The following is a 14,218-nucleotide window of genomic DNA, read 5'->3' on the forward strand; positions in this document are numbered from 1 at the left end:
GCAGCGGCGACGTCAGTGACTCGGCGGCGGCAGCATGGTTCCGCCGAGGCCACGCAGCATCTGCTCCATCTGCACGAGCTCGTTGCTCTGCAGGGTGTACATCGCCCCGGCCAGGCGCACCACGGATGCATTCGTGGCATGGTCGCGGGCGTAGGCGGCCATGGGCAGGCCGCCCTGGTGGTGATGGATCATCAATTGCAGGAACAGGATGTCGAGGGCCTTGCCGTGCAGGGTCTCGAGCCTGCTCATCTGCGCCGGGGTCGCCATGCCGGGCATGAGCGCGGTCGACCCGATGCCCATGCCGCTGCCCATCCACGCCATCTGGTCGGGGTTGTTGCGGGACTCGCCCCACTGGTCGAGCCAGCCCTGCATCTCGCCGACCTGGAACTGCTGGCCGCTCTCGATGTCGAAGGCCAGGTTGCGCATCGCCGGGCTCGTGGTGTTGTCGCGCTCGTAACCGGCCATGGTGACGGCCTGCACGTGGTGCGTGGACATGTCCTGGGCGAATCCGACGTCGACCGCGCTCGGCTTGGCTGTCGACCCCGACGACGAGCCGTCGCCGTTCAGGACGAAACCCAGCGCCCCGGCGAGCACGAGGGCGGCGACCGCGATGACCGCAACCAAGGCGCGCCGGAGACCCCGCCCGCCGCGGTTCTGGTCGACGCCGTCATCCGCAACGTCATCGTCGACCGTCGAGAAGTCGGGATCCACCCGTGTCGCGGCGTCGGCGGTCATCACATTCCGCCCACGTTGCCCGAGGCGCCGCCCTTCGGCTCCCACAACGGGTTGCCGAACGTGCTGGGGTGCGATTTGAAGGTGGGCTGCGAGCAGGTCGCGCCGTACTCGGGCGTCGTCTTCTGGTTGTACTTGAGCGCCTTGATGAACTGGGCGATGCGCGGGTCGGTGGGGGAGTTGAGGAACAGCTGGTAGCCCCACGCCTGCAGCGAGATCGGAGACTTCAGGTTCGGGTACGGCGACATGGCCATGCGGTCGATGCCGGAGACGTTCTTGGCCAGCGTGCTGACCTGCGCCGCCGACAGCTTGCTCTTGTCGTAGGTGATCCAGATAGCGCCGTGCTCGAGCATGTGCACGGCGTTCTCGTTGGCAATGGCCTTCGAGTAGACGGTGCCGGTGCAGTCGGCCCAGTACTGGCTGTGGTTGCCGCCGACGGGTGGTGTCGAGTCGTACTTGATCTTGCCTTCGACGTGGTTGTGCTGCCCCTCGACGCGGTAGCTGACGCCGCTGATCGCAGCCGCCGCGGGCAGTTCGGCCTGGCGGTACGGATCGCCGGAAGAGACGGCCTGCCCGCCCTTGGTGGCCGTGCCGCTGCTGCCCGACTTGTGGGTGGCGACCACGACGCCGACGACGGCCGCCGCGAACGCGACGACCACGACCGCGGCGATGATCAGGCCCCACGGCCGCTGCTTCTGGTTGACAATCGACTTCTTCTTGCGGGCCGGCCGTTGCTGCGCCGGACCCCGGTTCGCAGGACGATTCGCCGGCTTCCCGGACGGCTTGGACCCCGCGGGCCGACCGGCCGGTTTGCCGCCGCCGGTCGTCCTGGTGCCGGTCATCTTGGTGCCGGTCATCTTGGTGCCGGTCGTCTTGGTGCCCGTCGTCTTCGTGCCTGATGCCTTGCTATCGGCCGGCTTCGTACCTGACGCCTTGGCATCGGCCGGCTTGCTGCCCGGCGCCTTCGTGGTGTCGACCTTGGGCTCGGTGCTGGTCTTCGGCTGGGCGTCGACCGTCGGCTCGGTGCCGGTCGCCCGGGCGTTCGTGCTGCTCCGACCCGAACTCTGCACTGAACTCTTGCCCGAACGCGCTCCGGTGCTGCCCGGCCGGCGACCGGACCCCGAGGCTCTCGACGCGGGTGACTTGCGCTCGGGCATGGGCCTGCTTCCTGCTGGGCGGTCTCTGACGTTGCGGAGGTGAACGTTCCGGAGGTGGACGCGCGGTCCGACCGTCAAGTCTAGGTGCCCGTCGCGTATGCGCGCGCTGAGCGAACCTGTGCCCCGCACGCCCGGCCGTGCACGCCCGCCCCGCAGGCCCCGCACCACGGCGAACTCGTGCCCTCCCGGCCACTACGATCGTGGCGTGACTCCCGCCGACCTCGCCGCCCTGGTGCAGTCCGCCGTCCGGGCTGCCCTCGACGCGGGCGATCTCACCGGTGAGGTGCCCGCCGACGTGGTGGTCGAACGGCCCCGGAGCGCCGAGCACGGCGACTACACCACGAACGTGGCCATGCGCCTGGCCAAGCCGGCCGGACGGCCGCCCCGCGAGGTCGCCGAGCTGCTCGCCGGTCGGCTCCGCGCCGCCGACGGGGTCGCGCGGGTCGACGTCGCCGGCCCCGGGTTCCTCAACATCACCCTCGACGCCGGCACGCTCGGTGCGGTCGCGCGCCAGATCGTCGACGCCGGCGCCCGCTACGGCCGCAGCGACGAGCTCGCCGGGCAGCGGATCAACCTGGAGTTTGTCTCGGCCAACCCCACCGGCCCGGTGCACCTGGGCCACACCCGCTGGGCCGCCCTGGGCGACAGCCTGCACCGGCTGCTCGAGGCGGCCGGCGCGCAGGTGACGGCCGAGCACTACATCAACGACTTCGGCTCGCAGATCGAGAAGTTCGGGGCCTCGCTGTACGCCGCGGCGCAGGGGCGGGACGTGCCGGACGACGGCTACCACGGCGACTACGTGCCCGAGGTCGCCGAGCAGATCGTGCGGGCCGACCCCGGGGTCCTGGAGCTGCCGGCCGACGACGCCCTCGCGGTGTTCTCCTCCCGCGGTGAGCAGCTCATGGTGCAGGCCCTGCGCGAGTCGTTGGCGCGGTTCCGGGTCGACTTCGACGTGTGGTTCTCGGAGCGGACGCTCTACGAGACGGGGGCGGTCGACGCCGCTCTCGACCGGCTGCGCGAGCAGGGGCACGTCTACGACGCGGACGGCGCGATCTGGCTGCGTACGACCGACTTCGCCGACGACAAGGACCGGGTCCTGGTCCGCAGCAACGGCGAGAAGACCTACTTCGCCTCGGACGCCGCGTACTACCTGGACAAGCGCTCGCGCGGCTTCGAGCGTTGCGTCTACATGCTCGGCGCCGACCACCACGGCTACGTCAACCGCCTCAAGGCCATCGTGGCCTGCGCCGGCGACGACCCCGAGCAGACCATCGAGGTGCTGATCGGGCAGCTCGTGAAGCTGGTGCGCGACGGCGAAGAGGTGCGCATGTCCAAGCGCGCCGGCAACATCGTCACCCTGGGCGAGTTCGTCGATCTGGTGGGAGTCGACGCGGGCCGGTACTCACTGGCCCGTTGGTCGGCCGACACCCCGCTCACGCTGGACATCGGCGAGATCACCAAGAAGTCGGCGGACAACCCCGTCTACTACGTCCAGTACGCGCACGCGCGGACGTGCAACGCGAAGCGCAACGCGGGCGAGGTCGGCATCACGCTGGGCGTCTTCGCACCGGAGCTGCTCACCGACCCGCACGAGGCCGCGCTGCTCACCGCGCTCGGCGAGTTCCCGCGGGTCGTGGCCACGGCCGCGGAACTGCGGGCCCCGCACCGCGTCGCGCGCTACCTCGAGGAGCTGGCGGGCACGTACCACCGCTGGTACGACACCTGCCGCATCATCCCGAAGGGCGACGAGCCGATCACCGACGTCAACCGCACCCGGGTCTGGGTGAACGAGGCCACCCGCGTCGTGCTCGCCAACGGGTTGGACCTGCTCGGCGTGAGCGCCCCGGAGCGGATGTAATCGGATGAGCAGGAACGCCCACCCGGCGGGGCCACGGCACGGCGACGTGCTGCCCGCGCCGTCGCAGAGCGCGCGTCCCGACGACGTCAACGGTCTGGACCCCGCCATCTGGCCGGCCACCGCGACGCGCACCGACGGGGTGCTCGAGCTCGGCGGCCTGCCGGTCACCGGGGTGGTGCGCGACCACGGCACTCCGGCCCTGCTGCTCGATGACGCCGACGCCCGGGCCCGGGCCCGCGCCTACGCCGAGAACCAGACCTTCGACGTCTACTACGCGGCCAAGGCTTTCTTATGCACGGCGATGGCCAGGCTGGTCGCCGACGAGGGCCTGGGCCTGGACGTCTGCACCGGCGGCGAGCTGGCCGTCGCCCTCGCTGCAGACTTCCCGCCCGAGCGCATCGTGCTGCACGGCAACAACAAATCCGTCGACGAGCTCACCCGCGCCGTCGACGCGCGGATCGGGCGAGCCATCGTCGACTCCTTCACCGAGATCGAGCGGCTGGCCGCGATCGCCGACGCCGCCGGCGTGCGCCAGCGGGTCCTCGTGCGAGTGACCGTCGGCGTCGAGGCCCACACCCACGAATTCATCGCCACCGCCCACGAGGACCAGAAGTTCGGGTTCTCGCTGCGCGACGGCTCGGCCCTGCAGGCGGTCGAGGCGGTCCTGGACTCGCCGTCGCTGTCGCTGGCCGGCCTGCACTCCCACATCGGCTCGCAGATTTTCGAGACGACGGGCTTCGAGGTCGCCGCCCACCGGGTCGTCACCTTGGCGGCGACCATCCGCGACAAGCACGGCGTCACCGTCGACGAGCTCAACCTCGGTGGCGGCCTCGGCATCGCCTACGTGCCCGGCGACGACCCGGAACCGCCGAAGCAGACCCTCGAACGCCTGCGCGGCATCGTCGAGCTCGAGTGCGCGGCGGCCGGCATGCCCGTCCCGCAGCTGTCCGTCGAGCCCGGTCGCGCCGTCGTCGGCCCCAGCATGATCACCGTGTACGAGGTGGGGACGGTGAAGGACGTCATGCTCGACGGCGGTGTGACGCGAAGGTACGTGTCCGTCGACGGCGGGATGAGCGACAACATCCGCACCGCGCTCTACGACGCGCAGTACACGTGCGTCGTTGCCAACCGCGCCTCGGACGCCCCGCCCGTCCTGTCCCGCGTGGTCGGCAAGCACTGCGAGAGCGGCGACGTCGTCGTACGCGACACCTGGCTCCCGGCCGACGTCCGCCCGGGTGACCTGCTCGCCGTGGCGGCCACCGGCGCCTACTGCCGGAGCATGGCCAGCAACTACAACCACGTGCCGCGGCCACCGGTCGTCTCGGTCGCCGACGGGGTCGCCACCACGGTCGTGCGTCGCGAGACCGAGGACGACCTGCTGCGCCTCGACCCCGGGGTCACCGCATGACCCGGCCGGTGCGCGTGGGCCTGTTGGGCTGTGGCGTGGTCGGGTCGCAGGTCGTGCGGTTGATGGCCGAGCAGGCCGACGACCTCGCGCAGCGGGTCGGCGCACCGCTCGAGCTGGCGGCCGTCGCGGTGCGGCGGCCCGGCCGGCACACCGACGTCCCTGCCGAGCTGCTGACGACCGACGCCGATGCCCTCGTCACGCGTGACGACATCGACGTCGTGGTCGAGGTCGTCGGCGGCATCGAACCGGTGCGCAGCCTGCTGCTCGCCGCCCTGTCCGGGGGCAAGAGCGTCGTCAGCGCGAACAAGGCGCTGCTGGCCGACGACGGCGCCATGCTCCACGACGCGGCCGCGAAGGCCGGCGTCGACCTGTACTACGAGGCCGCGGTCGCCGGTGCCATCCCGTTGCTGCGCCCCCTGCGTGAGTCGCTGGCCGGCGACCGCATCACCCGGGTCATGGGCATCGTCAACGGCACCACGAACTTCATCCTGTCGCGCATGGACGCGACCGGCGCCGGGTTCGACGAGGCGCTCGCGGAGGCCACCGCCCTCGGGTACGCCGAGGCCGACCCCACCGCCGACGTCGACGGTTACGACGCCGCCGCGAAGGCGGCCATCCTGGCCGGGTTGGCCTTCCACACCCGGGTCACAATGTCGGACGTCTACCGCGAGGGCATCGGCGAGGTCAGCGCCGCCGACATCGCGAGCGCGAAGGCGATGGACTGCACCGTCAAGCTGCTCGCCATCTGCGAACGCGTGGTCGACGACGCGGGACGCGAGCAGGTCTCGGTGCGCGCGCACCCGGCGATGATCCCGCGCGACCACCCGCTCGCCGGCGTCGGTGACGCCTACAACGCAGTGTTCGTCGAGGCTGAGGCCGCGGGGTCATTGATGTTCTACGGGCGGGGCGCGGGCGGTGCGCCGACGGCCAGCGCCGTGCTCGGCGACCTCGTCGCGGTGGCCCGCAACCGCGTCAGCGGCAGCCGCGGCGCGGGCGAGAGCGCCTACGCCGACCTGCCCGTCCAGCCCATGGGTGACACGGTGACGCGCTACCACGTCGCGCTGGACGTCGCCGACCAGTCGGGCGTGCTCGCCGGCGTCGCCAACGCCTTCGCCGACGAGGGGGTCAGCATCAAGACCGTCCGCCAGGAGGGACGGGGCGACGCCGCGACCCTGGTGCTCGTGACCCACGCCGCCACCGATGCCGCGCTCGCCCGGACGGTCGACAAGCTCGCCGGCATGGCGCTCGTCGGGCGCGCGGCGAGCGTCATGCGGGTCGAAGGGCAGATCGTCGAATGAGTGACGCCAGCGGACCGGTCCCGTCCCCGCCCGGCGCGAGTCGCACCCGGTGGCCCGGGCTCATCGAGGCCTACCGCGAGCGCCTTCCCGTCGACGCCGGCACACCGGTGGTCACCCTGTTCGAGGGCAACACCCCGCTGGTGCCGGCTCACGTGCTGTCCGAGCTGACCGGCTGCGAGGTGTACCTGAAGGTCGAGGGGGCCAACCCCACCGGGTCGTTCAAGGACCGCGGCATGACCATGGCCATCTCGAAGGCCGCCGAGGAGGGCGCGAAGGCCGTTATCTGCGCGTCCACCGGCAACACCTCGGCGAGCGCTGCGGCGTACGCGGTGCGAGCCGGCATGACCTGCGCGGTGCTCGTGCCGCAGGGCAAGATCGCGCTCGGCAAGCTGGCGCAGGCGCTCGTGCACGGGGCACAGCTGCTACAGGTCGACGGCAACTTCGACGACTGTCTCGAGCTGGCGCAGAAGCTGGCCGCCGACTACCCGGTGTCGCTGGTCAACTCGGTCAACCAGTACCGGATCGAGGGCCAGAAGACCGCCGCCTTCGAGATCTGCGACGCCCTCGGGAAGGCGCCGGACGTCCACTGCATCCCGGTCGGCAACGCCGGCAACATCACGGCGTACTGGAAGGGCTACCGCGAGTACGTGGACGACGGGGTGGTCGCGTCGTCGCCGCGCATGTTCGGTTTCCAGGCCGCAGGGGCCGCGCCCATCGTCATGGGTGCCCCCGTGACCTCGCCGACCACGATCGCCACCGCCATCCGGATCGGCAACCCCGCGTCGTGGACCTTCGCGGAGGACGCGCGCGACGAGTCCGGCGGTCTCATCGACGCCGTCACCGATCGGCAGATCCTGCAGGCCTACCGTCTCGTCGCCCGTAGCGAAGCGGTCTTCGTCGAACCCGCGTCCGCGGCCAGCGTCGCCGGCCTGCTGGCCACGGCGGCCGACGGGCGCCTGCGCCCCGGGACCACCGTGGTCTGCACCGTCACCGGCAACGGTCTCAAGGATCCCGACTGGGCGATCTCGGGCGCACCCAAACCGATCACCGTGCCGGTCGACGGGCTCGCCGCGGCCGTGCAGCTCGGATTGGCCTGATGGTCGACTTCGTCGACGGCACGGTGCAGGTACGGGTACCGGCCAGCAGCGCCAACCTCGGGCCCGGGTTCGACGCCCTGGGTCTGGCCTTGAGTCTCTACGACGACGTCGCCGGCATGGTCACCGACGAGGGGCTCGCCATCGAGATCATCGGGGAGGGCGGGTCGGCCGGCACGGCTCTTGCGCGCGACGAGTCGCACCTGGTGGCCCGCACCATGCGGGCCGCCTTCGCAGCGATGCAGGTCGAGCCGGCGGGGCTCACGATCGACTGCCGCAACCGCATCCCGCACAGCCGCGGGCTCGGCTCGTCGGCGGCCGCGGTGGTCGCCGGCCTGGTCCTGGCGCGCGCCCTCGTCGTCGACGGCAGCGAGCGTCTCGACGACGCCGCCCTGCTGACACTCGCGGCCGACATCGAGGGTCATCCCGACAACGTCGCGCCGAGCCTGCTGGGTGGTCTCACCATTGCCTGGCGCGATCACGACCACGCCCGGGCGATCCGGTGCCGGCTCGACCCCGAGGTGCAGCCCGTCCTGCTCATCCCACCGTTCAGCGCGTCCACCGAGCTGGCGCGTGGTCTGTTGCCCACCACGGTGCCGCACGCCGACGCCGCGTTCGCCGCGGGTCGCGCGGCCTTGCTCGTCGCCGCCCTGACCGGTGCGCCCGAGGCACTGTTCGAGGCCACCGAGGACCGGCTGCACCAGGCCTTCCGCGCGCCGGCAATGGCCGACAGCTGGCAGCTGCTGACCGAGCTGCGCAGCGCCGGGCACCCGGCTGTCATCTCGGGCGCCGGCCCGTCGCTGTTCATCCCGGCTCGAGGTCAGGTCGAGGCCGAGGCGGTACGGGCGGCGGCGCCTGAGGGTTGGCGGGCCGAACGTCTCGCCATGGACGTCGACGGCGCCCGTGTGGTGTCACCCGACTGATCGACGGTGTCACCCGACTGATCGCCGCGCGGGGCGGGAACACGCCGGGCGCCCCTGGTGTTGCTGCTGTCAGAGCGAGCGTCTAGGCTCGAGCCCGTCAGGCAGGTTGGTGCCGCAGGCACAACAGCGGTACGAATCCATTTCCTCCACGGTCGTGATCTTTCATCCGACGCGTGGACGGGCTCTGACTCTCCACACATTCCGGCCTCCGGCCGGAGCACCGGACCCGACCGGACCTCGTCCGGCCTGGATCCGCAGTACACCGGTCGTCGTGCCCGCTCTGCACGACGGCACCTTCGGAAGGATCCGACTCACGTGACAGACACCCAGGAGCAGACCTTGCCCGCCGTCGCCGAAGCACCGGCGCCGGACAAGGCTGCCGGCAGCACGAAGGCGTCCCGCCCGGCTGCCAAGAAGGGCTCGTTGTCCTCGATGTTGCTGCCCGAGTTGCAGCAGATCGCGGGCGGCCTCGGCATCAGCACCGCCAAGAAGAAGAAGAGCGACCTCGTCGCCGCTATCCAGGCCGCGCGCAGCGGCACCGGCTCGACGGGCAGCGCCTCCACGGACAGTGCCCCGAGGACCAGTGGTCCGAGGACCAGCGCTCCGAGGAGCAGCGCCCCGAGAAGCAGCGCCCCGACCGGCGAGGCCGCGCCCGCCACCATCGACGCCCCCGCCGCGGACTCGACCGCAAACGGCACCGCGGCGGGCGCGAGCCGCACCCGGACCCGTGCGGGCCGCGCCGCCGCGGACACCGCGACCGGTACCGAAGCGGCACGTGACACGTCGCCGGCCGCCGACCGGACCGCGTCCGCATCGGCCCCCGCCGAGACCCGTCCGCCCCGCGAGGACCAGGGCGAGCGACGCGTCGAGCGGGCCGCCCGCAACGATCAGCAGGGCCGTAACGATCAGCAGGGCCGTAACGATCAGCAGGGCCGTAACGATCAGCAGGGCCGCAACGATCAGCAGGGCCGCAACGATCAGCAGGGCCGCAACGACCAGCAGGGCCGTGATCAGCAGGGCAACGACCCGCAGTCCGACGACGACTTCGACGGCACCGGGCGCCGTCGTGGCCGTCGTTACCGCGACCGCCGCGGGCGCAACCGCGACCGGCAGGGCGGCCAGGGCCTGGGCCAGGGCAACGACATCGAGCCCACCGTCACCGACGACGACGTCCTCGTGCCGATCGGCGGCGTCGTCGACGCGCAGGAGGACAAGGGCAACTGGTTCATCCGGGTGGGCGGCTACTTCGCCACGTCGGACGACGTCTACATCGCCAACGCCATGGTCCGTCGCTACGGGCTGCGTCGAGGCGACGCCGTCACGGGCCAGGTCAAGGCCCTGCGCGAGGGCGAACGGCGCGAGAAGTACAACCCGCTCGTCCGCCTGGACACCGTCAACGGCGACGCGCCGGACAAGGCCAAGAACCGCGTCGAGTTCACCAAGCTGACCCCGCTGTACCCGCAGGAGCGGCTGCGTCTCGAGACCGAGCCGCACATCCTCACCACGCGGGTCATCGACCTGGTGATGCCCATGGGCAAGGGCCAGCGGGCGCTGATCGTCTCCCCGCCCAAGGCGGGCAAGACGATGGTGCTGCAGGCCATCGCCAACGCCATCTCGATCAACAACCCCGAGGCCCACCTCATGGTCGTGCTCGTCGACGAGCGCCCGGAGGAGGTCACCGACATGCAGCGGTCGGTCAAGGGCGAGGTCATCGCCTCGACCTTCGACCGTCGCCCGCAGGACCACATCACCGTCGCCGAGCTGTCCATCGAGCGGGCGAAGCGATTGGTCGAGATGGGCCACGACGTCGTCGTGCTCCTGGACTCGATCACCCGACTGGGCCGCGCGTACAACCTCGGCGCACCCGCCAGCGGTCGCATCCTGTCCGGCGGCGTCGACTCGACCGCGCTCTACCAGCCCAAGCGCTTCCTCGGCGCCGCCCGCAACATCGAGAACGGCGGCTCGCTGACCATCATCGCCACCGCGCTCGTCGAGACCGGGTCGGCCGGCGACACGGTGTTCTTCGAGGAGTACAAGGGCACCGGCAACGCCGAGCTCAAGCTCGACCGCAAGATCGCCGACAAGCGCGTCTTCCCGGCGATCGACGTCGACCAGTCCTCCACCCGCAAGGAGGAGATCCTGCTGTCGCCGGACGAGCTGGCGGTGACGATCAAGCTGCGGCGGGTGCTGCACGCCCTGGAGTCCCAGCAGGCCATCGAGCTGCTGCTCGACCGTCTGCGCAAGACCCGCACCAACATCGAATTCCTGATGCAGATCGCCAAGACGACCCCCGGCCAGGACCAGTAGGAACCCACAGACACCAGCAGTCACAGCAGACACGGGCCAGGCCCGTCCTCGAATTTGTTCGGGGACGGGCCTGTTGTGTGTCCGGACCGCGACCGATGCCGAACAACACGGCGCGATAGCGATCAGGTGGAAACGCTTGCTGTCAGCCCGGACGCACGGTTACGTTCTGCTGAGTGTGAAGCGGGGCACACGCGATAAACCGGTCGGGATGCCCCCAACAGGCGTCAGATCCGCCGGTCTGAGGGGAGAACGCATGAGTCGATGGACGCGGAACCTGGCACGGGTCGGGGTGAGTGCCGCGGTCGTCCTGGGCACGGTGAGCGCCTGCAGCAGCTCGAGCGGTGCGCCGACGCTGAATTGGTACATCAACCCTGACAACGGGGCGCAGGCGACGCTGGGCAAGGAATGCGCCGCCGCCTCCGGGGGCAAGTACAAGATCTCCACCCACATCCTGCCGAACGACGCCAGCCAGCAGCGCCAGCAACTGGTCACGCGCCTGGCGGCCAAGGACTCCTCCATCGACATGATGAGCCTGGACCCGGTGTTCGTCGCCGAGTTCGCCGAGGCCGGGTTCCTGGCCGACGTGCCGTCGTCGTACAAGGCCGACTTCACCAAGGACATCGTCAAGCCGGCCGTGGTGGCGTCCACGTGGAAGAACAAGCTGGTCGCGGCGCCGTTCTGGGCCAACACCCAGCTGCTCTGGTACCGCAAGTCCATCGCCAAGGCCCAGGGCCTGGACATGAGCAAGCCGGTCACCTGGCAGCAGCTCATCGACGCCGCGTCCAAGGCGAAGAAGACCATCGGCGTGCAGGCCGACCTCTACGAGGGCTACACGGTCTGGATCAACGCCCTGGTCGAGGGGGCCGGCGGCAAGATCGTCCAGAACCCGGGTGCCATCGCCAAGAAGCTCAAGCTCGGCCTGAACTCCGCCGCCGGGAAGGACGCGGCCGGCGTCATCTCGCAGGTGGCACGCAAGGGCATCGGCGGCCCGTCGCTGTCGACCAGCGAGGAGGCGCAGTCGCTGGCCGTCTTCGAGAACCCCAGCACCAGCGCGTTCATGACCATCTGGCCGTACGTCTGGGCCGCGATGAAGGCCGACGGCGTGAAGTTCCGCGACACCGACGTGGGCTGGACCTACTACCCCGAGACGGTGGCCGGCAAGCAGTCCAGGCCGCCGTTCGGCGGCATCGAGATCGGTGCCGGCGCCTACGGCTCGCACAAGTCCCTCGTGTGGCAGGCGCTCTCGTGCATCCGTAACGAGAAGCACCAGCTGGAGTACTTCAACAGCTCGGGCAACCCGGCCGCCAACACCCAGGTCTACAACGCGGCGTCGATCCGCAAGGCCTACCCGATGGCGAGCCTGATCCGCTCCTCGCTCGAGCGGGCCGCGCCCCGGCCGCAGACCCAGTACTACGGCGACCTGTCCACGGCGCTGCAGGAATCGTTCAGCCCGCCGAACTCGGTCAACTCGTCGACACCCAAGAAGGCGCAGGACTTCATCCTGGCCGTGCTGAAGGGGGACAAGCTGCTGTGAATGACGCTTGCGGAATGAACCAAGGGCGCTGGCTCTGCCGGCCGGCCCGAGTGAAGCGAGGCCGGTCGTGACAGCGACCTTGCAGAAGGAGTCGGGCGGCGCGCACGAGGCCGAGCCGAAGAAGGCCAAGAAGGCGGGGCTGTCCGACCGCTCCAAGCAGGAGCGCAACCTCGGCTGGAAGCTGGCCGCGCCGGCCTTCCTCGTCATGATGCTCGTGGTCGCGTACCCGATCGTCAACGCGATCTACCTGTCGTTCTTCAACTACCGGCTGACCGACCCGAACGGGCGGGCCTTCATCTGGTTCAAGAACTACAAGGTGGTCCTGTCGGACTCCACCTGGTGGAAGGCCGTCGAGATCTCGGCGCTGATCATGGTCATCACGGTGGCCATCGAGTTCGTGCTGGGCATGGCACTGGCCATGGTCATGAACAAGATCGTCATCCCGCGCAAGACGCTGCGGACGATCGTGCTCATCCCGTACTCGATCATCACCGTCGTGTCGGCCTACGGGTTCCAGTACGCCTTCGCCCCGACCAGCGGGTACCTGAGCGTGTGGCTGCACTACATCACGTTCGGGTCCTTCAACCGCAACTACGACTTCTTCGGCCACCACTGGTCGGCGCTGATCGCGATCATGGTGTCCGAGATCTGGAAGACCACGCCGTTCATGTCGCTGCTGCTGCTGGCCGGCCTGGCGCAGGTGCCCGGCGAGCTGACCGAGGCGGCCGAGGTCGACGGTGCGACGTTCTGGGAGCGGTTGCGCCGGGTCATCCTGCCGTCGATGAAGGCGGCGATCATGGTCGCCGTCCTGTTCCGTGCACTCGACGCGTTCCGGATCTTCGACAACATCTACATCATGACGAAGGGCTCACAGAACACGCAGTCGGTGGCCATCCTGGCCGCCAACCAGACGCTCACGCGCAGCGAGATCGGCCTCGGGTCCGCGATCTCGATCCTGCTGTTCTTCTGCGTGATCATCATCAGCTTCGTGTTCATCAAGTTCTTCAAGACCGATCTGTCCCGAGTGGCAGGGGAGTGACATGAGTGCCGAGGTCTCCCACCGCGCCAAGGTCTGGATGGGCGTCGCCGCCATCCCGATCATCCTCTACACCCTGCTGCCGATCGGTTGGATCCTGTCGCTGTCGCTCAAGACCGGGGCGACGGTCAACGACCGCGACTACATCCCCAACAAGTGGTCCTGGGCGAGCTACAAGTACATCTTCACCGGCGGGGCCCACGACCTGTTCGTGCCGGCGCTCATCAACTCGATCGGCATCTGCCTCATCGCCACGTTCATCTCGGTGATCCTGTCGGCGTTCTGCGCCTACGGCATCGCCCGGTTGGACTTCCCGGGCAAGAAGCTGGTGCTCAACGCGGCGCTGCTGACGGCGTTCTTCCCGTCCATCAGCATCGTGACGCCGCTGTTCAACCTGTGGCGCGAGATCGGGCTGTACAACACGTGGCCGGGTCTGATCATCCCGTACCTGTCCCTGACCCTGCCGCTGTCGATCTGGACCATGACGGCGTTCTTCCGCCAGATCCCCTGGGAGATGGAGCAGGCGGCACAGGTCGACGGCGCGACGAGCTGGCAGGCGTTCCGCAAGGTCGTGTTCCCGCTGGCCGCTCCCGGCGTGTTCACCACGGCGATCATCGCCTTCTTCAACGCCTGGAACGACTTCGTGTTCGCGACCGGCCTGTCGTCCACGCCGGGCAAGGCCGGGCACTTCGACGGCGCCCAGACCGTGCCCGCGGTCCTGGGTACCTTCCAGGGCCCGTCCCAGTTCATCCCGCCGACGGGGTTCGTGGCGGCGGCCGCCGTGGTCGTCACCATCCCGGTCGTCGTCCTCGTCCTCGTCTTCCAGAAGCGCATCGTCGCCGGCCTCACCGCCGGTGCAGTGAAGGGTTAG

At 69.9% G+C, this 14,218-nt stretch carries 11 protein-coding genes; 9 read left to right on the forward strand and 2 right to left on the reverse strand.

All coding sequences use genetic code 11. The features are described from left to right. Nucleotides 1-12: 12 nt before the first annotated feature. Nucleotides 13-735, reverse strand: a complete 723-nt coding sequence (locus ACFFCA_RS01245) for a DUF305 domain-containing protein (protein ID WP_375481099.1) — start codon at nucleotides 733-735, stop codon at nucleotides 13-15. Continuing rightward, a complete protein-coding gene (locus tag ACFFCA_RS01250; protein WP_375481100.1) occupies nucleotides 735-1,802 on the reverse strand; it encodes a DUF3105 domain-containing protein in 1,068 nt (355 codons plus the stop codon). The genes ACFFCA_RS01245 and ACFFCA_RS01250 overlap by 1 nt, the downstream gene beginning before the upstream one ends. Nucleotides 1,803-2,094: 292 nt before the next feature. Between ACFFCA_RS01250 and argS the strand changes: the two genes are divergently transcribed. From argS to ACFFCA_RS01295, 9 genes are all read left to right on the forward strand, one after another. After that, the gene (gene argS, locus ACFFCA_RS01255) at nucleotides 2,095-3,747 is read left to right on the forward strand and encodes an arginine--tRNA ligase (protein ID WP_375481101.1); all 1,653 of its coding nucleotides are present in this window, start codon (nucleotides 2,095-2,097) and stop codon (nucleotides 3,745-3,747) included. Nucleotides 3,748-3,751: 4 nt separating this feature from the next. After that, nucleotides 3,752-5,155 (forward strand): diaminopimelate decarboxylase, encoded by a 1,404-nt coding sequence (lysA, locus tag ACFFCA_RS01260; protein WP_375481102.1) that lies wholly within the window; start codon nucleotides 3,752-3,754, stop codon nucleotides 5,153-5,155. Beyond that, nucleotides 5,152-6,453 (forward strand): homoserine dehydrogenase, encoded by a 1,302-nt coding sequence (locus tag ACFFCA_RS01265; protein ID WP_375481103.1) that lies wholly within the window; start codon nucleotides 5,152-5,154, stop codon nucleotides 6,451-6,453. The genes lysA and ACFFCA_RS01265 overlap by 4 nt, the downstream gene beginning before the upstream one ends. Continuing rightward, on the forward strand, nucleotides 6,450-7,550 hold the full coding sequence (thrC, locus tag ACFFCA_RS01270) for a threonine synthase (RefSeq protein WP_375481104.1): 1,101 nt from the start codon (nucleotides 6,450-6,452) through the stop codon (nucleotides 7,548-7,550). Before ACFFCA_RS01265 ends, thrC begins: the two co-directional genes overlap by 4 nt. Further along, nucleotides 7,550-8,470, forward strand: a complete 921-nt coding sequence (thrB, locus tag ACFFCA_RS01275) for a homoserine kinase (RefSeq protein WP_375481105.1) — start codon at nucleotides 7,550-7,552, stop codon at nucleotides 8,468-8,470. The genes thrC and thrB overlap by 1 nt, the downstream gene beginning before the upstream one ends. A 315-nt stretch (nucleotides 8,471-8,785) precedes the next feature. Further along, a complete protein-coding gene (gene rho / locus ACFFCA_RS01280) occupies nucleotides 8,786-10,777 on the forward strand; it encodes a transcription termination factor Rho (RefSeq protein WP_375481106.1) in 1,992 nt (663 codons plus the stop codon). Nucleotides 10,778-11,030: 253 nt separating this feature from the next. Beyond that, entirely contained in the window at nucleotides 11,031-12,311 is a 1,281-nt protein-coding gene (locus ACFFCA_RS01285; protein WP_375481107.1) for an extracellular solute-binding protein, read from the forward strand. A gap of 67 nt (nucleotides 12,312-12,378) precedes the next feature. After that, entirely contained in the window at nucleotides 12,379-13,350 is a 972-nt protein-coding gene (locus ACFFCA_RS01290; protein ID WP_375481108.1) for a carbohydrate ABC transporter permease, read from the forward strand. Between the two features lies 1 nt (nucleotide 13,351). Then, nucleotides 13,352-14,218: a carbohydrate ABC transporter permease gene (locus tag ACFFCA_RS01295; protein WP_375481109.1), complete on the forward strand. Its 867-nt coding sequence runs from the start codon at nucleotides 13,352-13,354 to the stop codon at nucleotides 14,216-14,218.

Origin of the sequence: uncultured Jatrophihabitans sp. (assembly GCF_964252635.1) — a bacterium.
Taxonomy (GTDB): domain Bacteria; phylum Actinomycetota; class Actinomycetes; order Mycobacteriales; family Jatrophihabitantaceae; genus Jatrophihabitans.